The following is a 20,218-nucleotide window of genomic DNA, read 5'->3' as shown; positions in this document are numbered from 1 at the left end:
GCACTGAGCAACGCCCCCTGCTCGCCCAGGGACGGCGCCCGCCAGTGCCGCGCCTTGCCGGCAGCGATACTGTGCCAACGCACCCAGGCGCTGGTCCACTCACCATCCGAGACGCGGCACACCGGCGGCGATGCCGCCAGATCAACCGCCACCACATAACAAGCCTTGACCACCCCCGCCAGCATGCGATCGTGCTGGGCGCTTGCGTAGCTCACAGATTCCCCGAGGGGACAAAGTCCTCTTTAACGTCCTCGTTAAAGCCGAACAACAGCGAACCCGGCGGCTGATCAGGCCACGGCCATTCCTCGGGGCCGACGTACACCTGTTGCGTCCACTCCACCAGCCAGACGGTGTAGCCATCCAGCGCCGGCTGGGTCCAGTCCTGCAGGGCCTGCACAAACTCCGCAGGTTCGACCTCCAGCCCCCACGTCTGCGCACGCAGTATCACGGCGAGCTGGGTCGCCAATTGCACAGCCTGCTGCTGATGAAGCGGCCGGATCGGGTCCACGATGATGCGCGCCTCGAATTTGCAGACCAATGTGGTTTCACCGGTGCCTATGTCGACACCCGGCTCAATCTCCGCCAGTTCCAAGAACACCGCCGGCAACGCGATGCGGTCTTGGATATTCGGCCAGGCACTCACGGTCAGAACCCCCGGCAGATTAGCCTTCAAATGGTGTTCTACCGCGTGATACAGCAGCTCTAGGTTAAACGGCTCGTCGGGCATCAGGCGATCCTCTTGAGGTACTTCTGCAGCTCGAAGTTGAGCTCCTGTTTCAGGATTTCCAACAGGCGCTCATCGGCTTTTCGCACCCAGCTTTCGAAGTGCGGCCGGGCTTGCTCCAGCGAGACTTTGGCTTTCGCCAGCGGAAAGCGGCTGCCGTTTTCCGCCACCCAGCCCGAACTCGCCCCGTGCCCGGGTGACACCGTGCTGTCGGGGTAGTCATCGCCATTGAAATGCTTGCTCGCCGTGCGGATCCAGATGTCCGGTTTGTTGCCGTAGACCTTCTTAAGAAACGCGCCTTGATAGCGCCGACCCGCCACCGACACGCCGCTGCCAGTCTGACGCGCCCGGCCGATCCGGCTGGACTCGATGGCGTTCAAACCAAACCAGAGCTTGCCGCTCGAAGCTCCACCTGACACCGGGTAACTGCGCAACCGCTGACGCACCGCCGCAACGGCGATGCGCTCTTGCCGGCTGACGGCTCGGGCAATGTGCGTGCGCAACCAGCCCAACGTCTTGTTGATCGCGCGCCGGTGCGCCGTCGCGGCGGCTTTGGGCACCAGCTTGGCGAAGTCCTGAAACGCGTGAAGATCGGCGGCCGAGGACTGGATCGAAATCATCCCGCCGCCGGCCGAGGGTTTGAGATGGCTGCCGACACTCATGGGCGCATCCTCAGAATCAAGGCCACCAGGCCGTCGCCGCTGGGCTCCAGTTGCACCAGGTCGTAATCGCCGCCGCCATCCAAAGCAGGCAAATCGATGCTGACCAATTGACCACGCTCTAGCCCTACCGAATCGCTGACGCGGATCTCGAAACGAGGCTCACGTAAGCCAGTGTTGAGCTTGCCGAGTTTGGGCTGCAACCAGGGCGCGGCGAACATGCCGAACACGGGTTGTTCGCGACCCTCGATCCGTGCGGTATCGCCCAGCGTTTGGAACACCACCGTGTCGACCTCGGCGACCAGGTCGCGAAAGCTCACGGTCAGAGCTCCAGCAAGATCTGAGCGAGTGGCCGGGTGCACAGGTGCAGCGGGTTGGATTGGGCTTCGCCCGCCATGCCTTTGTTGAATGGCAGCGGCTCGATCATGCTGTAGTACGGAATGCCCTGGGTGTTGACGGTTTCCATGTAGTCAGCCGGCGCAAACACTGAGATGTACAGATCCGGAACACCCTCAGGAATCAGCAGCGCCTTGTCGTCATGAACAAAAGACACACCGGCAACCTTGCCACGGTAACGCTCCCAGATAATGCCGCCGAACTCGAAACTCTCCCGCGCGTCGCCGCGCAGAGCGGCCGCTTGCTGGCTATTGAGATACGTTTCCTTGACCGACTTATGCACGATCAGCTTGTTCCAGAAATTCTTACCGCAGAAGGCGCGAGAACCGGTGCTGGTTACGCTGCCGAGCGCGTCTTCCTGCATGTCCAACGCTTCACCGCTTTTGACCCGCAACTCGGTGCTCGGATCGGCCAGGCCCATGGACAACTTCTGACGCGACACACCGAAGCGGTCATAGAGGTCCAACAGCACCGTCTTGCCATCGGCATCGAGAATCAGGCCGTTGAGCGCGCCCATGCGCTGGAACTCGTGGGTTGCGTCCAACTGTCGGCGTGCTTTGGCCAGACGGGCATTGACCACGTCCTGCACCGCCTGCAACTCGGTGCGAGTACCGAAGGCGCGAATGCCTTGGATTTCGTCGGCTTTGATGGTGAAGCGCTCCGGCAGGTGCACGGTGTTGAACGGGATCAGGTTGCGCTTGCTGGCTGCGACTACCAGGCCGGAGCTGCCTCGCTCACCGGCAGGGACCAGGGCCAGCGTGTCGCCGTCCTTCTCGATCTGCACGGTCAGGGTGGTGATGCCTTCCTCGCGAAACAGGCCCAAGGCACTGATGCGCCCAGGCAGGTAGGGTTGATCATTGAGTGCAGCGGTCAGCGCGGTGACGGTAAATGCTTCGTCGTCAAAAATGGCGATGTCGGCCATGGGTACTCTCCAGAAATGAAAAACCCGCTCAAGGCGGGCTGGGTAAACGTGTCTGAGGCTCTTAACGAACGATCAGGAAATAGGTGGCCAGGTCTTTTTCGGCCTCCGGGTCCAGCCCGGTCAAGTGCACTTCGCTGACTTCCGCCATGCGCACCACGGCGCGTCCCCGACGCACGATGTCCGATTCGCCCAATGGACCGTAGAGAATCGCCACAGCCGCCTGCGAACCGTCCTCGGCGGCCGGGTCATACGGTGCGAATTCGCCGGAGGCTGTCACCAGACCGAGGACTTGGCCGGGGTTAAGCGCAGAGCCTGCGGCGACGTTGATCGTTTCTCGCGAAATGTTCCCCGCGCCTTCGGACAGCAGAAACTCACCCGCGTGAATCAGCTCTTTTTTGATGGTCATGGTCTTGCTCCTTTCGCGCCGTGCGCGGTTCCAGACTGAGCCGCTTGTCGCGACGCCCAGATCGAGGTGGGATCAGGTTGTTTGGCCAGCACCTTCGGCGCCGGGTCATTGTCCAGCGGCAGGCTGTTGTCGATTTCAAAGCCCTTGCCGCTGGTGACGATCTTGTCGAACAGGCGCGCTCGAACGGCTGAAGCGTCCAGGCCTGCCGCGACATACTCGGCGCTGAATTCAGGTAGTCGCGCGGCCACGCAAAGGTCATTCACCGCCTTGGCGCGGGTCAAGCCGGCCAAGACGATTTCTTCGCTTTCGAGTCGGGTCGAGCTGAGCAGCGGCTCGACCAGGTTGCTGATGCCCGCCGCCGTACAGCGCTGGGTGATCATCAGCGCCAACTTGGCCGAATCGACTACCGGTGGCACCACCGGCGGTTCGATTGGCTCCAGGTCCGGATCCTCTTCAGGCGGTTCGTCGAGCTGGGCCAGCAACTCAGCCGGCGCGTTCTGGAACCGCTGCAGCACCGCGCCCTGCCCGATACAGGCCTTGACCTTGATACCGTCGCCGACCTCATCGGCCAAGCCCAGGGCTACGGCTTCATTGGCGGTGAGCCAGGTTTCCGCAGCGACCAGCCGACGCAGTTCGACCTCATCAATGTCGGGCGCTTTGGCCTTGTACGCCGCAATGATCGCCTCCATCGTCTGGTCAAGGACGTCGGCCACCTTGCGGAAATTGTCAGCGTCCCCGGCCGCGTAGGTCCAAGGGTTGTGAATCATCAGCATGGCGTTGGCCGCGATCACGACCTTGTGTGCGCCGCACACCGCCACGCTGGCAGCACTGGCGGCTAACGCGTCAATCCGGCCGGTGCAGCGCTCGCCCAGACGCGACAGCGCGTTGTGCATCGCCAACCCGTCGAACAAATCCCCACCGATGCTGTTGAACGCCGCGACCACTGGGGAGACGCCATCGTCCATCGCGCGCAGGTCCTGGACAAACTGATTGGCGGTGATGCCCCAGCCGCCGATCTCGCCATACACAAACACTTCGATGACGCGCGAGGCGGCCTCGCCGCTGGCGTGCACCGCGTACCAGGTCTTGTCTTCAACTTGCACCTGCTTGCCCGCGCGATTGTAAATGCGCGGTCGCGTTTTTTTGCTCATGATTGCTCCTTGTCGTCGTTGGTTTCGACGGCGTCGAGGGTGTTGTAGTTGAGGCCCAGTGCCGTGGCCCGTGCCAGATCGGCAGCGTTTTCCGCGTCGACGGTTTCGGCGTCGTAGCCAGTGCGCAGGACCATCTCGCTGCGCGAGGCGAAGCCGGCCTGCACCTCCATCCGCCGCGCCTGCACGTCCTGCACCGGCTGGATGTAGGCCCAGCCTTGCGGTACCCAACGAGTGCGCAGGTAGTCGCGGCGCTTCTGCGCGTAATCAGGCAGTTGCAAGACACCCGACAGCACCGCCATGTCCATCCAGGCAGCCCGTACCGGGCGGCACAGTTGGTGGACGTAAACGCTGAATTGCAGTTGTTCCAGGCGGCGTCGAAACTCAGTCAGGACCACCCGCAACGCTCGGTCGTTAATCCCGCGCATGTCGCCGGTGAGGATCTCGTAAGGCGTACCAGACCCGGCGGCGGCAGCCATCAGTTGCTGTCGCATGAAATCGGGGTAGTTGTTGCCCGCGTCCGGCGGCTTGGAGAACTCGACTTCTTCGCCCGGCCCCAGCTCCTGCATCGTGCCGGGCTCCAGCGCCACCATCGGGGTGAAGCCATCGCGATCCAGATCCAGCAACTGGCCGGTGACCGGATCTCTTGGCGTTTGCCCAGAGTCCGGCGCGGGGCGACTGATGAAGCCGGCAAACAAGTTCGCCACTTCCTGCCGGAACAGCACTGCGTCGTCGTAGTTGTCGAGGCTGCGCAAGCGCTTGAGCACCGGCGACAAACGTGGCACGCCACGCAACTGACCTGGCTCGACCGGCTCGAAGATGTGCAACACCTGAGATGCCGGGACGCGCACCAGTTGGTTGTAACCGGCGTTTAGCGAAGCGGCATCGCGCGGATGCGCCAGGTACATCCAGTACGCCACCCGTTTACCGCCGGGCGTGAACTCGATTCCCGCGCGAATGACGTTGCCGTTTTTGGTGGATTCAAACTTGTCGTGCGGCACAAACTCCGGCGCCAGGATCTGCAACTGCAGTGGCACGGCCAGACCGTCGTTCTGACTACGCGGTCGCAACCGCACGAAGCATTCGCCCGAGGTTTCCACCGTGCGCGCGACCAAGGCTTGCTGGCCGTAAAAGTCGGTGCGCTCATCGGCGTCTGATTCGTCGACCCAATCGCCCCACAGCTCCTGCAGCAATTTGCGGAGGGCATCGTCGTCAGTGGTTGGCCGAGGAGTGATGCCCGTGCCGATCAGGTTGCTGACGCGCTTGTCGATCACGTTGAAGGCATACGGGTCGTTGCGAACCGCGGCCCGAGAGCGCGAGCGTAAGTTGCGCAGTGCCGGGGTGTTGATGCTGTTGATTCCGTTGTCGGGAGCATCCCAGCCAGCGGATCGACGCCCTTCTCCGGCGCCCTCGTAGCTGGCCTTGATGTTCGACGGCAACACGAATCCGTTACGGGTCAGCGTCGGATAGCGCGCCATCAGAGTCCTTTGCCTCCGTGGTACAGCCGCACGACACGCGAGCGCGCTCCAGCGGCATTGACCAGCGAGGAGCGAATCTCTTCTCGAGCCCTCAATAGCTCGTCGACGGTGCGGTACTCCACGGTGCGGTCGGTGTAGCGCACGGTTTTTTCACCGCGAGCGATGGCCGCCTCAACCGCGTCGAGGTGCTTCTGGGTAAATGACATATCAGCGTCTCTTCAGGTAACCGCTGGTGGAGCTGCGGCGTTGAGGTGGTTGGGCAGCGGGTCGTGTCGGTGCGGCCGGCACGACGGGCGCAGCCGCGACTCGGCGCGCGACGTGCGTGGTGGGTGCCGGAGTGTTGAGCCGCTCCCCCTGAACGGGCGTGATGCCCAAGGCATCATCAAAAAGCCCTGACTGCGCGAGCGATTGACGCACGCGCTCCCAGTCGTGTTCTTTGTAGCGGTTCAGGCCCAGGTAATGCGCCATGGCCAGGCAATACACCATCAAGTCGAGCGCTTCGTTGCGCTCGGCCTTGCCCTTCACCCATTCGATCCTCTTGTGACCACGGATGTAGCGGGCCACTTTGCGTTCGGCGACGCACTGGTCGAAGAAGTCATCCGGCAGATCATTAGCAAAGTGCAGCGCACCTGGCCCGGGAGGGAACGAATAACGGTTGTAGATCCAATCCTTCGCGGTGTCGGTACCGACAAACCAAAGCTCGGCACCGTTGCGTTCGGTCTGACCTTTCCAGGTCACGTCGACCATAGAAGGGCGTTGAGCAATGACCGGTTTGCCGGATTTGCTCGCCCCCTTAATGGCGAACACGTTGCGCCAGCGGCGAACGCGACAGAACTGGTACACCTCATCGGTGTGGTGACCGCCGGAGTCAACGGCAACCGCGAGAATGCCGAGGCCAACGCCGCAGGGATGGCGGTATTTGGCTTTGAGTAGTTCGTCCAGTGCTGCCCAGGTGCGCTCGTCTGCGGGATCACCCGCAACAATTTGATAGTCGATGACCCAGCGTTCCATGCCAGCGCCCCAGCCCATGGCCATGAACTCCAGGCGATTGGCCTGAACGTCGACGGCCCCGGTGATCATCATCACCGCCGCCGGCATCGAGCCGAGGGTGTAGCCTTCCAAGCGTGCCCGCTGTCTGAGCTCGTCCGCTTTGGTTTGCTCCTGGGCGCTGTCCCACACCTTCGCCAAACGGGTGTTGTAGAACACCTGCATAGGCTCAAGATCGCCTTTGGCCTGCGCCTTTTTAGCCTTCTCAAATTGCTTGGCCAGCGACTTCCAGTCCATCCAGCCCAGCGGCGAATACAGCGCGTTGAGGTGAAAGCCCACCGTCTCGCCATCGCCTTCGGCATGGGCGCGCCACTCGCCTTTGGCGAGCATTTCACCCTTGTGGTATTCGTCGATTAGAACGTCACAGTCCAACCCGGATGCCGCGCACTTGTAATGCACTACGCTGAAGTCGGCAGAGTAGAGAAGGTTTTCCCATTCGAGCACCTGCATGTGGCCACAGTGGGGGCACGGCACGTAGTAGTAACGCTGGTCGCTGCCCTCAAACAAGTCGGAGATCCGCGAAGCGCCCTTGATTGTTGGCGAGCTGGAGAAGTAGAACTTGGCGTTACGGCCGAAGGTACTGCCCCGGGTCTCAGCAAGCTCTATCGGGTCGCCCTCCTCGCCGATATCGACTTCCCAACGGTCGATCTCGTCGCCGTAAACGTAGCGCGCCGAGAGCTCCGACAAGTTGGCAGCCGAGCCGGCGGTGGTGACGTACAGCGAGCCGCCCTCGAACTCTTTAGTGTCCATGGTATTGCGTGCGTCGCGCGACCGGCTTGACGCCACGCGTTCGCGCAGCACCGGCGTCGCTTTGATCGTTTTCCCTATCCGCGAGGACACCCGTTTAGCCAGGCCGAGGCTGGGCAATAACGTCAGGATATTCGACGGCGCCATGTGGATGAGGCCGCCGATCCAGTTCAGGGCGATCTGCGTTTTCATCAACTGCGACGCGACCATGGTGATCACGCGCTTGCAGGGGTGTGCCGGTGACAGGCAGCGCATCGGCTCGCGTGCATAAGGTGTGCGCGATGTCCGGTATTGGCCTGGCTCAGCGGCGCCAGTGTCACGCGGGATACGCATGTACTCGTCGGCCCACTCATCGACCCAAACGTCGGGGTCAGGATGCAGCCCACGAAAAAACGACTCCCGGTACACCTCTGCACCGTCAGGAATTTCCGTGGGCATTGGCTTAACTCATGGTCAGTGCGTGTTCAAGATCCGCCGAGGACAAGCGTTCAGCATCCTCAAGCGAGCGACGTATAGCGGCCGTCAGGTGCTTTTCGATTTGCCAGGGATCGGACATGACGGCCAGTTCCGGTGCCAACTGCGGAGGCATGCCCAGCAGTTGATCCCGCAGCAAGCGGCCTGCGTTATATGCGCCGGTTTCCACCGCAATGCGCTCGACCAACGTGCCCTGTTGCTTGTGAAAGTTGGTCTGCTCCTGCAGCGCCATGTAGTGCTCGCGCAGAGCCCGAGATTTTTGGAAGTCCACCGGCTGGCAGACTTGCGGCACCGCAGGTTCTTCGACGGCTATTTCGGCCTCCTTTTGAAGGCGAAGCCGCTCGTGGCGGTTGGCGACGGCGGCTTTGCCTGGGTCGGCCGACTCGGCGAGTAACGCCTCGGTGGCTTCCAGATCCACTTTGCCGCCGTCAGTCAGAACCAATCGATCCTGATTCGCCAGTTTGGAAACATAGGATTTCGCCCAGCCGCGTCGCGCCGCAAACTCCGTTTTGCTGATTATCGTCATGATGGAATGTCCTGTTCACCCAATGAATACAGGGTGTTCACCTGTTCACCCGAGTTCACTAAGCTGGTGAACTAGCCGCTAACACTTTCCCGCGGGTTTCCGACCCCGTACCCCCCGAATAACCCCAGGGTCCCCGGCGGTTTTCGGTGGGCCGGTACGATTTCATCCCTGTTCGCTGCTAGCAGGTGGCACTTCGGAAACGCCCAGGCGCTTGGCGGCCCAGCGTTCGTAAAGCCCGATGGCCACATCGGCGCCGGCCATCGCGGTCAGGCAACCCAAACTGCCCGCTGTCCAGATCGTCATGCCCGCGCCGATCATCAGCATCATCGCCGACACCCCACAGACAATGCAGGCACCGGACCGAAGCGCCAGGCGCCGCAATAACGCCCAGCCCCTGGCGCCGTCCTTCTCGGCTCGCCACATTTCACCGGATACGCCGCCGACCAGGGCCAGGATGATCACTAACCAGATCGGCATCTCTGCCAGTGCTTGCTGCTCGTTCGTCATCGCCCTACCCCATAAACGCAAAAACCCGGCGCAATGGCCGGGTTTGGTGTGTGGTGCCTCCCGCTCTCTGCGGTCGCACCTATCGAAGATGGGTACTTTTTACAGGTGGATTTTACTGGCAGCAAGCTAGTTTTAATGCCATGGAGCAATACGGGTGCAACGTGGGTATGACGCAGGTACAACGCGGGTACAACGCATTCAATCGGCTATCGCTTCTGGTGGCCTGTCCTACCTGTCCCACTATTCAGAGTCGAAGTAGGACAGCCACAGGCGCCTAAATTCGGGGCTCTGCCCTACTGTCCTACTTTATTTACTCTTTTCTTGTGTATAGAGAGAAAACTAAAAACACGCATGCGCGCCATGGGCGCAACTACGTGCCCGCTATGCTTACGTGTGCATGGGTGGGCAGAGGTTGGACAGTAGGACAGCCCAACAACGACACGGCCTGCGCCTGTCCGACTGCATCAAATGGCAGTCGGACAAGGCCGGACAGTAGGACAGCAACAAGCGGAGTGATGCCAAGGCTCATGCAGCCTTACCCATCAGCATGCCCTGAATGAACTCATGGGCTTCGTGCAACCGCATATAGTAGGTCCGAGAGCTGCATGCGCAGTGCAACAGCTTCTGTGAAAGGAAACTCTCCTGATTGCAATAGTGCTCCAGCACGACCAAGGCAAGACGAGGCGGCAGGTGCTTGTGAACTATCAGCTCGATATCCGCCGATTCATCCAGCAACACCCGACTGCCGCGAGTCCCCCGTATCAACTCGCCTTTGCACTCCATCAACATGGCGATCATGTTGCCGCCAGTCGATCCGCCATAACTAGTGGCCATCGGCGAGTGCAGGTCCTGCGCCCAGAGCTTGAGCATCTCATCAATACGTTTAATCACCGAAGCAAGGCTCCTCTACCGGGAGCGCCTGCAATGCTGCCGCATACCCCCACGTTGCGGGCTTCTGATAGGCCCATTGCCGGATACCGCTCTTCGCCAACGCCGGCATGCGCTTCTTCCGCCAACCCAGGCGATGCATGATCGCGCCGACGCGCATCTGCTCCGGCTTACCCCAATGGCCGACATCCAACTTGAGGGCCTGGGTCAAAATCTCGTTGCCGGTGGCGGTTTCGCCGATCTGCGACTCCTCCAACCAGTTCAGAATCGGGCCTTCCCACTCGTCCACAACGAAGCGTTCGTCCTGGGCTTCGGCGAACATCCAGGACTCATCCTTCGTCACCCACCAGATATCCCCGGCTTCGAAGCAGAACACCGCTTCAGCCCACAGCTGGTCGCGAATCTCACGCAGCGCTTCCAGGTCGACCTTGTTGCAGAACACCGGCCAGTAACGCCGGTTGCCGGTTGCGTCCTTGAGGTACTCCTCTTGGTTGGTAGTCCCCACGAACACACACTGGCGTGGCACGTCGTTCGTTCTGCGGCCATAGCTTTCGCGATAAGTGTCAGTGGATGCGGAAAAGAACTGCTTAGCCTTGGTACTTTCCGCCTTGTTGAAGCTGTCCAGCTCCCCCAGTTCGACGATCCACTTGCCGCGAATTGCCTGGAAGCTATCCTTGTCGCCGAGGGCAAAGGGCGTGTCCATAAACCACTCGCCACCGAGAATGCCCATGGCCGTGGACTTACCCTCACCCTGCCCGCCTTCAAGGATCATCACCGAGTCAGCCTTGCAGCCAGGACGCATCACCCGAGCTACTGCAGAGATCGGCCAACGCTTGCCGACCTTGGCCGAGTACTCGCTCGCCTTCACGCCCAACACATCAGTCAACCAGCTTTCCAGTCGAGGCACTCGGTCCCATTCGAGCTTTTCGAGGTACTCCCGCACAGGGTGAAACGAATGGTCGTGGGCCACGACGCTGACCGCCTCAATCACATGGGATGCTTTGACCCGCAGGTTGTATTGCTGCGCGAGCCACTTCATCACCCGCATGTCATCGATGTCAGCCCAATCACCAGCACCGCCACCAAAGGGAGCGGACCGCAGCTTGACGATCTTGGAACTGAACACGCTGTAGCCAATGACACCTGCCCAGCGTTCGTCATTGCCCAGGATCAACTCAACGTTTTGCATGTGCGCAATCAGGGAACCATTTTCAGTGCGAGCCAATTGATCCTTCCAACCACCAGCTGCAGGAGGCTTGACCACTGCCAATACCTGGCGACGGACAGCCTCCAATCCTTCGGCAATGTGCAGGTCATTGAAGTCGGTCCACTTGATTTCACGCTCGCCAGAGAAGACTGGCGCGACCACTTGGCCGCCGACGATCAACGCGGCGTTGTTGGCCTTTTCCTCACCCGGGTTCCATGGCTCGCCATTCGGACGCTTGGTTTTCCAATCATCATCTCGGCACAGGATTAGTGGGCAGCCGGGGAAACGCTCCCGCATGGCCTTGGAGACAGGTAATAAGTTGCCCGCATCGAAGGCAATGGCCACCGTCAGCGAGGTCGCCATGTGCAGACTGGCGCCTGTGGCATAACCCTCGCAAACGAGCACTGGTTCACCCGGCTCAGGGTGCGGCCCGATCAAATGGAAAGCGCCCTCTTTCGACATGCCGTAGGGCCAGTAGGCTTTGTCGCGACCGGTGTCCTCTTGCTTAGTCGGAAAGATCACCTGCAGGCCGACGATCTGTTCCCGCACGTTGCACATAGGCACCAAAAATGCGCCGGTACGTGGTGCATAACGAACCTTGAACCCAACGATCTGCTTTCGATCCAGGTAGGCGCTCTTGCCCTTTTCCGGCATGCGCTTGAACAAGCCGGCTGCACGGTTGGCCGCCCGCCGTGCCGCGTTGGCCGCTATCTCAGCGGCCTTACGCTTGGCGTCTTCCTGCCGGGCACGCATGACCTCGCGCTCTTCCGGACTCATGCGCCCAGCCTTCACCTTGATCTTTTGCGACTCGCCCGAACGCCAGTCACCGAAGCTACCGAAGATCAGCGTTTCGTTCTTCTCAGTGTGATGCTCGTGGACAACGTACCAGCCGTTTTTTTCCTTGCCCTTGTCCAGGGCCGTCTTGCACCGGGTGAGCTTGCCGAAGATCAGCGGCTGTTCAGGCTCAAGCCCGTAATCTGCTAATTGATTCAATACCTCATCGAGCATGACGGGCCTCACGCGCTTCAGTAATAGACTGACAGTCCAAGCATTGTGTGCAGCCCTGTTGAGCCACTCGACGCTTTTCTGGGATAGGCTCTTCGCAGTCCTCGCAGAATAAAAACGAATGCGCCGCCAAGGCAGGCTTGGCGGCGCTCCGTGCAGCCAGCGCCTGATCAAGCCGCTCCTGCACCAGGTCATTAGCAAAATCTGCGATGTCAGCCATGGTCAGCACCCCGCGTGGTCTGATTCACGTAGGTAGCGCGGTTGAACATCCCGAGTAGCCCTTGAATGCCGCGAAACACCTGTAGCCGAATCGCGGCCAATTCGTGGTCAGTCACCACGCCGTCGCCGATGCTCTTGGCCCAGGTATCAGCCAGATCAGCGACCTGCCGAAAATACTCAGCAATGCCGGTGGTCAAGGTTTCAGGCATGTCGTTGGTGTATGCCTCGGCCAACTCCTGCCAAGTCGTATCACCTACCAACGCATGCACCGCATCCAGAATGCGGCGGTCCTTGGTCAGCTCCAGGATCTCGCCGAACTCCTGAATGTTCACGGTGTGGCTTGGATGCGTGGGAGATAGCTTGTGCTGCAGCGTGGTGGCATTTCTGCCGGTGGTGGTGGCGATTGCAGCGGCGCCGCCGGGATAGTCCCGAGCAGCATGGTAAAGCGCTAGATCGAGCGGCAGGATTTCCCGCTGGGCCCGTTCTACGCAACTCAGAGCGATTCGGCTCATGGCATTAATCCTTGAAAGTTGCCAGTGCCGCACGACATGCAGTGGTGTTACATTTGTCGTGTGGCTTGAAGTGCCCAAAAGCCGGCGAGGTCTGCAAGACCAAAACCGGCACCGTGCCGAGGCGAACGATCCGTCGTTCACCTCCGGCGCAACAGCTGCTCAATCTGTGGTGGAAAGAGCAGCAACCCAAGGCATCCGTGTCTTGGAAACGCGTTGAAGTTCAGCGGTTCGCATGTGGTGTGCCCGCTTTACCTTTAACGCGACCCGACAGCACTGTGGTGGTGTGTATCGGGAGGAACTGGGCGGCCCTTGGGTCGCCTTTTTTCTAACTCTTATGCAGCAACTGCTTGAAATTCTGGAGCCGGGAATAGGTCCGGCAGATCCGGACGCAGCTCATGGGGCAATACCTTGCCGCCTGATGCGCGAGCAACAGAATGAACACGCTCCGTAGGAACGCGACCGGCTTTTAGCCATTTCCAAACGTGCGGCTGCTTTACATTGCAACGGCGTGCTAGTTCGGATTGGTTGTTGCCGCACTCCTCAAGGACTCTCAGCAGAGCAGCGCCGCCTTCAAGAGTAGATCCGGCGACCGGACCACATGATTCAAGGTGATTCATAGTCATGGACAGACCTCAACATGAGTAACTGATGCGCAGATTATAACCTAAGGATTAATTCGTCAACAACCTTAGCTGTTGGACTTTCTATAACCAAGGTCATAACCTGCATCCATGAACTATTTAGACAAATCTCAGCTCCCTAGCCTTGCTGATCGACTGAATCATGCGATGGCAGAACGCAACCTCAGCCAGGAAGCGTTGGCGGCCTCCGCCGGATGCACACAAGCCAGCATCCAAAAGATCAGTTCAGGAAAATCTCAAAAAAGCCGCTTTCTATCTGCAATCGCGCGCGCACTGCAGATTGACGTTGATTGGCTTGAGTTAGGGGTTGTACCTACTACTCAGACACCCCGTGACAACGTCTACAGACTACGCCCAAGAGACGGAACCCCTTTTGTTCTAGGCGAGCTTTCGCCATGGGACGATTTCACCCCCATGGATGATGACGAGGTCGCATTGCCGCTTTATAAGGAAGTCGAGATTGCTTCTGGACTGGGAAAATCTTCAGTCCAAATTGATGAAGGCCGAAAGGTTCGGTTTTCCAGCTATACGTTGCGCAAAGCTGGCATAGACCCCACAAACGCGGCCTGCGCTACTAACACCGGCAACTCCAACCACCCGTTGATCCTCGACCGGGCGACCCTTGGAATAGACAAGGGAATGACGAAAATTATCGACGGTCAGGTGTATGCGCTTGATCACGACGGACTCTTGAGAATCAAATTCCTCTACCGCATCCCCGGCGGCCTTCGCCTTCGCAGCTTTAACCGTGAGGAGTATGCGGACGAAGACTATTCGTTCGAACAGGTGATGGAGCAACGCATTCAAATTATTGGTAGGGTTTTCTGGTGGTCGACTCTAAATCCTATAAATTCATCACTTATCGTTTAAAAAATTAAACCCTAGGTGATTGCCACAAATTAAAACCTAGGTTATTTTTGCCTCACTCTTCCACCACAGAGCGAGGCAACACAATGCACACCACAGCATCCCTGCACGTCCACCCGGCCGTCGCTGACCTGAACCGCGTCTTCGAGGTGCGGCAATTGGCCCGCGATTTCGGCTGCGCCTTCTTCCCCAGCAAACCCAAACCGAAAGCACGCACCACTCCCGCCCCCTTCGACCTAAACGACGGAGGCCGGGCAGCATGAGCAAATTTAAGATCGACAACCGCACCCTGACTTTGCTCAGCGCTCAAGTAAATCTAAGCGAGACTTTCAACCATACCCTACGGTCGACACCACAACGCGTGGCGTTGGCGTTCAGGTTGAAGGTCGAGCGTAATCAAACAGATTGCACATTCACCGTTGAGCTGAGCAACGAACGCCACACGTTGACCCTACCCCACGGTAAGAAAACACACCTCAAGCTGGCCGACTTCATCGAAGACATCGCTAACGGCCCCATCGATCCGGTTGCCGAGCTATCAACGATGCTGCACGCAGATCGCCAATACGGTGCTTTCAGTGCACAGCAACGCGAACAAGTCTTCGGCTTGGTTTGCATCGGTGGTTTTCTCGATCTGGACCTTGGCTTTGAACTGCCTATTCGTGTCGCAGTACATCGCACCCGGACACGAACTGGCATCACCGTAGTCATGAGCATTGGCGTCAAGAGTCCACGCACTAAGTGCTTCACCGTGTGCGGCACAGACGTTGAAATGTACGGAAAGGTCTGCGAGTCCATCACCCACCTGGCTGCGTTGGCGACACCCGCCGCGCATGCGGCATAGGGAAGCCGACATGGAGCGCAACCTCGAAAAAACCGCTAAGTACTTTGGCATCACCCGTCCCGCGCTGATCAAGCTGATGCGCGAAAAGGGTCTGCTCATCGGCCGCCTCCCAGCATTCCCAGTTCGCGATCGCGAATACCTGCGCGTCAAGGACAGTAGCTGGTACCACCACGAACTAGGCATGCAGTACAGCCAGTCAACTTGGGTTAGACAGGCCGGCGTCCGCTGGCTGGCCGAGCAACTGGGCCTTGGCCTTCCTTCCATCCCGGCAGACCACCGTGACGTGGCCTAGGGAATACGCCCGCCAGATCGTCGACATGCGTACACGCGAGGAGCGCAATGCCGCGCTCCTTGAAGTGCCTGAGCATCTGCGGGAACTGACCAAACGCCATTGCCTTAACGCCTGGAATCACCCGAAAAGGAAAAAACCAAATGAATCATGACCTCTTAGATTATCTGCTGAAAACGCTGCTTGATTTACCTCACGCCGAACGAACGAGCAAAAAAGTTAAGAACGCCCTTGAGCTTGTCGCCGAACTGGCGGGTGTGGAACACCCAACCCATCCACCGATACCTGGACGGCGTGTGGACTGGACGATAACAACAGATCCAAGTTGCACGCTTATTCGAATCAGCGAAGTTTCGGAGATAGTCGGCTTGGCACGCGCGACTATTTACAAGCTACTCAACAGCCCCCAAAGCAAGTTTCCTCGTCCACTGAAACTCACCGACGGTGCTCGAAAGGGCGCCCCTGTAGGCTGGGTTCTATCAGAGGTGCAGGACTGGACCCGATCACGCACCCAGAATCGCTGCGAGTACCCTGGCCAATCACAGGAGTGAAGAAATGACGGCCAGCCAGGCACCATTACGCCTGTTCCCCTCCCCGGATGCGTCCACCATCGAGATGCTTCACCAAATCTTTGGCGACGTGCTCATCCCTCTTGAAGAGTTGCGCGAGCGTTACTTCAGAAACCTCAGCGAGAAGACGTTTACGGAAGCGATCAACAGCGGGCGGATTCAACTCCCGGTGACGACCATCGACGAAAGCGTGAAGGCTTTGAGGTATGCCCATATCAAGCATGTTGCCGCGCTAATCGATATCCGGGCCTACAAGGCAGACGAAAACATGCCTCGGCCGGCGGCCAACAAGCCAGAGGTGTGACATGTCACTTCATTATCAATGCAGGAATTGCCGGACTCCACTAACAGCGGAAGAAACATCCAGTCGACTGTGCGACGAGTGCTGCTACCTGGCTGCAGACTATCGTCGTTACGACGACTTACGGGAGGAAGGTTACATGTGCTACCAGGCGAAGCTGATGTGCGGGTTGGCCGATCCACCCGATCCTGACGACGAATAAATAACCAACAAACGGCTGTCACCACCAGCCAAGTGAATCAACTAGGAGCACACCACATGACTGCTATTCAAATCTGCGCGCTGATTGTTCTCATTCTGCTCGTCGGACTCACCTATTGGGCGGGCTATCGAGGAGGCCTGATCGATGGCCGCCTCGAAGGAATCGACGAAGGGAAAGACATTCAGCAGTCTGACAACTCAGAGACGATTCAAAACCTAAAGCTCTTGCTTGACCAGGCGCGTGATCACCGCAAGCAATTGTACTCCCGCTACGAGCAAGCGTTGGCGGCTTCGAAATTGGGCGAGCCAGCACGTCAAATCCTAGTGGATATCGCAGAAAAACTGCGGATTGCGGCAAAAACATTTAGCGCGTTTCGTACAGGCAAAAAACTCGAACGTGACTCGCTAACGCTCCGCGAACAAGCACTTGCCATGGCAGCTTTGCTAGATCCAGCAGCACCAAAAATGGATGCGGCCGAAGTGAACAGTTCAACCACTGAGCCAAATGGGCGATGGGTTATAGAGCGAGAGCCAACCGAGAAAATGTGCCCCAACGAAGCCCACAAAGCTGCTCAATTTTTTCGAACTTCCCCGCTGGATCGTGGTGCCCAAATAAAAACAACAGTCGGAGGTGAAGCATGAGCCGTCCTATCTCGACGCTGCGCCTCACCCCCCAAGCTGCCGGCAAGTTACAACAGCAATGCACCAAAGCCACCACCGAGCTGCAGGAGCTGACTCGCTTTCGCAAAGAGTTCGACCGGCAGCTGGCGGTGCTGATCGGCAACGATGCCCTGCGCAAACTGAACAAAGACACCAAAAACGCTCTGCTACTGGCGGACCTGGTCAAGGAGGCTGCATGAGCCAGATTCTGACCGTGACCGGCAAGCGCTTTAATCTGCATGAGCCGGACGCCAACCTGATCGACCCACGCGACATCACGCACTCGCTGGCACACCTGTGCCGCTTCAACGGCCACACCCGTGAGTTCTACAGCGTGGCCCAACACTCGTGCATGGTCGCTGACCTGGTGCCAGAAGAGGACAAGTTGGCGGCACTCCTTCATGACGCACCCGAAGCCTACATCGGCGACATGGTGCAGCCGTTGAAGCAATGGATGCATGCCTACCAGGACGTCGAGCAATGGATCTGGGAGCGCATCTGCACCCGTTTCGATCTCAAATTCGAACTACCGGCATCCGTTCGCCATGCCGACCTTGTTGCCCTGGCAACTGAACGCCGCGACCTGATGCCCGCCGATCCGGCCATCTGGGATTGCCTGATCGACATCGAACCTATGGCTGAAACGCTCCGCCCGTGGTCCTTCACCGAAGCACGGCTCACGTTTCACCAGCGCCTGATGGACCAACTCGCTATCGAACATCGGAGGAAAGCGGCATGAAGACGGACCTGCATATCACCCAAGCATCGACCGCTTTCCTCCGCACTGCCAAGGGTGTCGACACGCGAGAAACAAACAGTCTCTGCTGCGCAGCAGCAGGCACTATTGCCTCTCTCAGCGCCACTGCCGAGGCACTTATACCCCACGAAAAGCTGCGCGGGGCAGCAACTCCTGATGCAACGCTGATCGCTCGGGATCGCCCGCCCGCGCAGCCTTTCATGGGGTATACGCACTTCGACTCCGCTACGGAGCCGCCGCCGCAGACCTACCAGATAGACAAGATTCCCGAAGACAAGATGGCCGAACTTGTCGGCACGACCCGCCGAGCATTGCAAGGAAAGCGGGCCAGAGGGGTGATCCCCAAAGGCGTCTGGAACACCGTTGATAACCGTATTTATTACAGCATTAGGAGATACGAGGCATGGCTCGAAAGCCAATGGGATTGCCCACCGGAGTTGAATTTGCAGGACAGTCCGTTCGTATTCGCTTCACCTGGAATGGGCAACGCCGCTGCGAGACCCTCCCCTATCCCCAAACGCCGAAGGGGATTAAGGCTGCCGCCGACCTACGCGCTAACGTGACCAGCCTGATCAAGCACGGCGTGCTGGATGATCAGCGCTACGCCGAGCTGTTCCCTAACTCAGCTTATGCCAACTACTCGGCGACTCCCCGTTTCGGGGAGTACGCCCAGGAGTGGCTAAACAGTCGCGAGATTGTGGCTGGGACCCGCAAGAACTACCTCGCCTCCCTCAACCTGTACTGGATGCCTTATCTAGCGTTGCTACCCATCGACAGCATCACCTCGGTGATGCTGCGCAAGATTGTCGGTGACATAAAGTGGAAATCGCCGGGCGTGAAGCGCTCGGCCATCCAACGGCTAACCACCGTATTCGGCACTGCAGTGAAAGATGGTCTAATCAATCGCAACCCCGTCGAGTCCATCGAATTGCCCACGAAGACCAGGAAGCCGATCGATCCTTTCACCGTGGCGGAGGCGGACGCGATCATCGACCACCTTTATAAGACGCTGACCCATTCGATGCGGATCTACGCGTCGTACTTCGAGTTCGCTCTTTATACCGGTATGCGCCCGAGCGAGATGGCGGCGTTACGCTGGGATGAGGTAGACAAGGAACAGCGGCTGGTCAACGTGTGTCGGATCGTCGCGGACTACAAGATCGAGGAGCGCACCAAAACCCGAAATGGCAGGCAGGTCATGCTAAATAGCCGCGCGTTACACGCCATCGCGGAGGCCAAGGGCGTGGCTCAGCAGCGCCTGACGCAGAGCCGTCGCAAGCAGGGCGAGTCGCCGTTCGTGTTCCCACCGACCAAGAACTTCGAGTTTATCCAACAGTCCAGTGTGACCGCCAAGCACTTCCAGGCGGCCCTGACCGATTTGGGCATTCGGGCCCGCCGGCAATACAACTGCCGTCACACATACGCTACCATGTGCCTCATGTCGGGGATGAACCCTGCGTTTATCGCCACTCAGCTCGGTCATAGCGTTCAGATGTTGCTATCGACCTACGCCCGATGGATCAACTCCAGCACTGACTGGAGTGAACTCGGGAAGCTCGAAAAGAGCCTGATTGGTACAAAATTGGTACGTACAGAAACAGTACCCCTCTGAAACCCTTATGGAATCAGCCCCTGTGACACTGGAACAGAATTACACCGCGATTCTCGGCCAATTGGGCGAGGACGTTTCCCGCGAGGGCCTGCTCGACACGCCAAAGCGTGCCGCCAAAGCCATGCAGTACCTCTGCCGCGGTTATGAACAGACGCTTGAAGAAGTCACCAACGGTGCCTTGTTCAGCTCCGACAACAGCGAAATGGTGCTGGTCAAGGACATCGAGCTCTACTCGTTGTGCGAACACCATTTGCTGCCGTTTATCGGCAAGGCGCACGTCGCCTATATCCCTAGCGGCAAGGTGTTGGGGCTGTCGAAAGTCGCGCGGATCGTCGATATGTACGCCCGCCGCCTGCAGATCCAGGAAAACCTCAGCCGCCAGATCGCCGACGCGGTCCAGCAAGTCACCGGCGCCCTGGGCGTTGCAGTGGTGATCGAGGCCAAGCACATGTGCATGATGATGCGCGGTGTCGAGAAACAGAATTCGTCGATGATCACTTCGGTGATGCTCGGCGAGTTCCGCGAAAACGCCGCCACCCGCAGCGAGTTTCTCAGCCTGATCAAGTAATTCGGCAGCACGAAGAAAACCGGCATTCATCGCCGGTTTTTTTT

At 59.0% G+C, this 20,218-nt stretch carries 27 protein-coding genes and 1 pseudogene; 11 read left to right on the top strand and 17 right to left on the bottom strand.

The genetic code is table 11. The annotated features are described in order from the left end of the window. From BI292_RS22665 to BI292_RS22585, 17 genes are all read right to left on the bottom strand, one after another. A partial coding sequence (locus BI292_RS22665; protein WP_157831291.1) for a phage baseplate assembly protein V occupies window positions 1-215 on the bottom strand: 215 nt, incomplete at its 3' end. After that, the gene (locus BI292_RS22660) at window positions 212-727 is read right to left on the bottom strand and encodes a hypothetical protein (protein ID WP_101209243.1); all 516 of its coding nucleotides are present in this window, start codon (window positions 725-727) and stop codon (window positions 212-214) included. The genes BI292_RS22665 and BI292_RS22660, both read right to left, overlap by 4 nt. Further along, window positions 727-1,386 carry a hypothetical protein gene (locus tag BI292_RS22655; RefSeq protein WP_101209242.1) on the bottom strand — a complete coding sequence of 220 codons (660 nt, stop codon included), beginning with the start codon at window positions 1,384-1,386 and terminating at the stop codon, window positions 727-729. Before BI292_RS22655 ends, BI292_RS22660 begins: the two co-directional genes overlap by 1 nt. Beyond that, window positions 1,383-1,703: a hypothetical protein gene (locus tag BI292_RS22650; protein WP_101209241.1), complete on the bottom strand. Its 321-nt coding sequence runs from the start codon at window positions 1,701-1,703 to the stop codon at window positions 1,383-1,385. Before BI292_RS22650 ends, BI292_RS22655 begins: the two co-directional genes overlap by 4 nt. A gap of 2 nt (window positions 1,704-1,705) precedes the next feature. Further along, window positions 1,706-2,701: a major capsid protein gene (locus tag BI292_RS22645; protein WP_101209240.1), complete on the bottom strand. Its 996-nt coding sequence runs from the start codon at window positions 2,699-2,701 to the stop codon at window positions 1,706-1,708. Window positions 2,702-2,762: 61 nt separating this feature from the next. Then, the gene (locus tag BI292_RS22640; RefSeq protein ID WP_101209239.1) at window positions 2,763-3,107 is read right to left on the bottom strand and encodes a head decoration protein; all 345 of its coding nucleotides are present in this window, start codon (window positions 3,105-3,107) and stop codon (window positions 2,763-2,765) included. Then, window positions 3,104-4,258, bottom strand: coding sequence for a head maturation protease, ClpP-related (locus tag BI292_RS22635; protein WP_101209238.1), 1,155 nt, complete (start codon window positions 4,256-4,258; stop codon window positions 3,104-3,106). The genes BI292_RS22640 and BI292_RS22635 overlap by 4 nt, the downstream gene beginning before the upstream one ends. After that, window positions 4,255-5,733, bottom strand: coding sequence for a phage portal protein (locus BI292_RS22630; protein WP_178076618.1), 1,479 nt, complete (start codon window positions 5,731-5,733; stop codon window positions 4,255-4,257). The genes BI292_RS22635 and BI292_RS22630 overlap by 4 nt, the downstream gene beginning before the upstream one ends. Beyond that, window positions 5,733-5,939, bottom strand: coding sequence for a phage head-tail joining protein (locus BI292_RS22625; protein WP_101209236.1), 207 nt, complete (start codon window positions 5,937-5,939; stop codon window positions 5,733-5,735). The genes BI292_RS22630 and BI292_RS22625 overlap by 1 nt, the downstream gene beginning before the upstream one ends. A 1-nt stretch (window position 5,940) precedes the next feature. After that, a complete protein-coding gene (locus BI292_RS22620) occupies window positions 5,941-7,965 on the bottom strand; it encodes a phage terminase large subunit family protein (protein WP_101209235.1) in 2,025 nt (674 codons plus the stop codon). A gap of 4 nt (window positions 7,966-7,969) precedes the next feature. After that, window positions 7,970-8,527 carry a terminase small subunit gene (locus tag BI292_RS22615; RefSeq protein WP_101209234.1) on the bottom strand — a complete coding sequence of 186 codons (558 nt, stop codon included), beginning with the start codon at window positions 8,525-8,527 and terminating at the stop codon, window positions 7,970-7,972. Window positions 8,528-8,689: 162 nt separating this feature from the next. After that, the gene (locus BI292_RS22610) at window positions 8,690-9,034 is read right to left on the bottom strand and encodes a phage holin family protein (protein ID WP_101209233.1); all 345 of its coding nucleotides are present in this window, start codon (window positions 9,032-9,034) and stop codon (window positions 8,690-8,692) included. A 525-nt stretch (window positions 9,035-9,559) separates the two neighbouring features. Next, window positions 9,560-9,925 (bottom strand): hypothetical protein, encoded by a 366-nt coding sequence (locus tag BI292_RS22605; RefSeq protein ID WP_101209232.1) that lies wholly within the window; start codon window positions 9,923-9,925, stop codon window positions 9,560-9,562. Further along, a complete protein-coding gene (locus tag BI292_RS22600) occupies window positions 9,918-12,137 on the bottom strand; it encodes a VapE domain-containing protein (protein WP_101209231.1) in 2,220 nt (739 codons plus the stop codon). Before BI292_RS22600 ends, BI292_RS22605 begins: the two co-directional genes overlap by 8 nt. After that, window positions 12,127-12,354 (bottom strand): TraR/DksA family transcriptional regulator, encoded by a 228-nt coding sequence (locus BI292_RS22595; RefSeq protein ID WP_101209230.1) that lies wholly within the window; start codon window positions 12,352-12,354, stop codon window positions 12,127-12,129. Before BI292_RS22595 ends, BI292_RS22600 begins: the two co-directional genes overlap by 11 nt. After that, complete coding sequence (locus tag BI292_RS22590; protein ID WP_178076617.1) at window positions 12,347-12,865, bottom strand: phage regulatory CII family protein; 519 nt, start codon at window positions 12,863-12,865, stop codon at window positions 12,347-12,349. The genes BI292_RS22595 and BI292_RS22590 overlap by 8 nt, the downstream gene beginning before the upstream one ends. Window positions 12,866-13,197: 332 nt before the next feature. Beyond that, entirely contained in the window at window positions 13,198-13,482 is a 285-nt protein-coding gene (locus BI292_RS22585; protein WP_101209244.1) for a YdaS family helix-turn-helix protein, read from the bottom strand. A 114-nt stretch (window positions 13,483-13,596) separates the two neighbouring features. Between BI292_RS22585 and BI292_RS22580 the strand changes: the two genes are divergently transcribed. The 11 genes and pseudogenes from BI292_RS22580 to folE all read left to right on the top strand — a co-directional run bounded on the left by BI292_RS22580 (window position 13,597) and on the right by folE (window position 20,174). Continuing rightward, a complete protein-coding gene (locus tag BI292_RS22580) occupies window positions 13,597-14,376 on the top strand; it encodes a helix-turn-helix transcriptional regulator (RefSeq protein WP_101209228.1) in 780 nt (259 codons plus the stop codon). A 256-nt stretch (window positions 14,377-14,632) separates the two neighbouring features. After that, a complete protein-coding gene (locus BI292_RS22575) occupies window positions 14,633-15,217 on the top strand; it encodes a hypothetical protein (RefSeq protein ID WP_101209227.1) in 585 nt (194 codons plus the stop codon). 10 nt (window positions 15,218-15,227) lie between these two features. Further along, the gene (locus BI292_RS22570) at window positions 15,228-15,509 is read left to right on the top strand and encodes a phage antirepressor KilAC domain-containing protein (RefSeq protein WP_101209226.1); all 282 of its coding nucleotides are present in this window, start codon (window positions 15,228-15,230) and stop codon (window positions 15,507-15,509) included. Between the two features lie 140 nt (window positions 15,510-15,649). Next, complete coding sequence (locus BI292_RS22565) at window positions 15,650-16,057, top strand: AlpA family phage regulatory protein (protein ID WP_101209225.1); 408 nt, start codon at window positions 15,650-15,652, stop codon at window positions 16,055-16,057. A 4-nt stretch (window positions 16,058-16,061) separates the two neighbouring features. Beyond that, on the top strand, window positions 16,062-16,379 hold the full coding sequence (locus tag BI292_RS22560) for a pyocin activator PrtN family protein (protein WP_101209224.1): 318 nt from the start codon (window positions 16,062-16,064) through the stop codon (window positions 16,377-16,379). Window positions 16,380-16,634: 255 nt separating this feature from the next. Further along, window positions 16,635-17,036: pseudogene (locus BI292_RS22555) on the top strand (hypothetical protein); the annotation flags it as partial. Window positions 17,037-17,215: 179 nt separating this feature from the next. Continuing rightward, entirely contained in the window at window positions 17,216-17,437 is a 222-nt protein-coding gene (locus BI292_RS22550) for a hypothetical protein (RefSeq protein WP_101209223.1), read from the top strand. Then, window positions 17,434-17,976 (top strand): phosphohydrolase, encoded by a 543-nt coding sequence (locus BI292_RS22545; RefSeq protein WP_101209222.1) that lies wholly within the window; start codon window positions 17,434-17,436, stop codon window positions 17,974-17,976. Before BI292_RS22550 ends, BI292_RS22545 begins: the two co-directional genes overlap by 4 nt. Beyond that, entirely contained in the window at window positions 17,973-18,557 is a 585-nt protein-coding gene (locus BI292_RS29240) for a hypothetical protein (RefSeq protein WP_256592723.1), read from the top strand. The genes BI292_RS22545 and BI292_RS29240 overlap by 4 nt, the downstream gene beginning before the upstream one ends. Continuing rightward, window positions 18,458-19,606: a site-specific integrase gene (locus BI292_RS22535; protein ID WP_256592725.1), complete on the top strand. Its 1,149-nt coding sequence runs from the start codon at window positions 18,458-18,460 to the stop codon at window positions 19,604-19,606. Before BI292_RS29240 ends, BI292_RS22535 begins: the two co-directional genes overlap by 100 nt. A gap of 22 nt (window positions 19,607-19,628) precedes the next feature. Further along, a complete protein-coding gene (folE, locus tag BI292_RS22530; RefSeq protein ID WP_010456659.1) occupies window positions 19,629-20,174 on the top strand; it encodes a GTP cyclohydrolase I FolE in 546 nt (181 codons plus the stop codon). The last annotated feature ends 44 nt before the right edge of the window (window positions 20,175-20,218 follow it).

Origin of the sequence: Pseudomonas sp. 43NM1 (genome assembly GCF_002836905.1) — a bacterium.
Taxonomy (GTDB): Bacteria; Pseudomonadota; Gammaproteobacteria; order Pseudomonadales; family Pseudomonadaceae; genus Aquipseudomonas; species Aquipseudomonas prosekii.
This window is presented reverse-complemented; position numbering and strand designations above follow the sequence as displayed.

What these genes read in the sequence shown, in the direction of transcription:
- BI292_RS22575 (WP_101209227.1), top strand. Translation starts at nt 14,633, where the DNA reads ATGAGCAAATTTAAGATCGACAACCGCACCCTGACTTTGCTCAGCGCT.
- BI292_RS22635 (WP_101209238.1), bottom strand. Translation starts at nt 4,258, where the DNA reads ATGAGCAAAAAAACGCGACCGCGCATTTACAATCGCGCGGGCAAGCAG.
- BI292_RS22550 (WP_101209223.1), top strand. Translation starts at nt 17,216, where the DNA reads ATGAGCCGTCCTATCTCGACGCTGCGCCTCACCCCCCAAGCTGCCGGC.
- BI292_RS22630 (WP_178076618.1), bottom strand. Translation starts at nt 5,733, where the DNA reads ATGGCGCGCTATCCGACGCTGACCCGTAACGGATTCGTGTTGCCGTCG.
- BI292_RS22585 (WP_101209244.1), bottom strand. Translation starts at nt 13,482, where the DNA reads ATGAATCACCTTGAATCATGTGGTCCGGTCGCCGGATCTACTCTTGAA.
- BI292_RS22615 (WP_101209234.1), bottom strand. Translation starts at nt 8,527, where the DNA reads ATGACGATAATCAGCAAAACGGAGTTTGCGGCGCGACGCGGCTGGGCG.
- BI292_RS22640 (WP_101209239.1), bottom strand. Translation starts at nt 3,107, where the DNA reads ATGACCATCAAAAAAGAGCTGATTCACGCGGGTGAGTTTCTGCTGTCC.
- BI292_RS22545 (WP_101209222.1), top strand. Translation starts at nt 17,434, where the DNA reads ATGAGCCAGATTCTGACCGTGACCGGCAAGCGCTTTAATCTGCATGAG.
- BI292_RS22625 (WP_101209236.1), bottom strand. Translation starts at nt 5,939, where the DNA reads ATGTCATTTACCCAGAAGCACCTCGACGCGGTTGAGGCGGCCATCGCT.
- BI292_RS22560 (WP_101209224.1), top strand. Translation starts at nt 16,062, where the DNA reads ATGACGGCCAGCCAGGCACCATTACGCCTGTTCCCCTCCCCGGATGCG.
- BI292_RS22600 (WP_101209231.1), bottom strand. Translation starts at nt 12,137, where the DNA reads ATGCTCGATGAGGTATTGAATCAATTAGCAGATTACGGGCTTGAGCCT.
- BI292_RS22645 (WP_101209240.1), bottom strand. Translation starts at nt 2,701, where the DNA reads ATGGCCGACATCGCCATTTTTGACGACGAAGCATTTACCGTCACCGCG.
- BI292_RS22655 (WP_101209242.1), bottom strand. Translation starts at nt 1,386, where the DNA reads ATGAGTGTCGGCAGCCATCTCAAACCCTCGGCCGGCGGCGGGATGATT.
- BI292_RS22570 (WP_101209226.1), top strand. Translation starts at nt 15,228, where the DNA reads ATGGAGCGCAACCTCGAAAAAACCGCTAAGTACTTTGGCATCACCCGT.
- BI292_RS29240 (WP_256592723.1), top strand. Translation starts at nt 17,973, where the DNA reads ATGAAGACGGACCTGCATATCACCCAAGCATCGACCGCTTTCCTCCGC.
- BI292_RS22620 (WP_101209235.1), bottom strand. Translation starts at nt 7,965, where the DNA reads ATGCCCACGGAAATTCCTGACGGTGCAGAGGTGTACCGGGAGTCGTTT.
- BI292_RS22660 (WP_101209243.1), bottom strand. Translation starts at nt 727, where the DNA reads ATGCCCGACGAGCCGTTTAACCTAGAGCTGCTGTATCACGCGGTAGAA.
- BI292_RS22580 (WP_101209228.1), top strand. Translation starts at nt 13,597, where the DNA reads ATGAACTATTTAGACAAATCTCAGCTCCCTAGCCTTGCTGATCGACTG.
- BI292_RS22595 (WP_101209230.1), bottom strand. Translation starts at nt 12,354, where the DNA reads ATGGCTGACATCGCAGATTTTGCTAATGACCTGGTGCAGGAGCGGCTT.
- BI292_RS22610 (WP_101209233.1), bottom strand. Translation starts at nt 9,034, where the DNA reads ATGACGAACGAGCAGCAAGCACTGGCAGAGATGCCGATCTGGTTAGTG.
- BI292_RS22590 (WP_178076617.1), bottom strand. Translation starts at nt 12,865, where the DNA reads ATGAGCCGAATCGCTCTGAGTTGCGTAGAACGGGCCCAGCGGGAAATC.
- BI292_RS22565 (WP_101209225.1), top strand. Translation starts at nt 15,650, where the DNA reads ATGAATCATGACCTCTTAGATTATCTGCTGAAAACGCTGCTTGATTTA.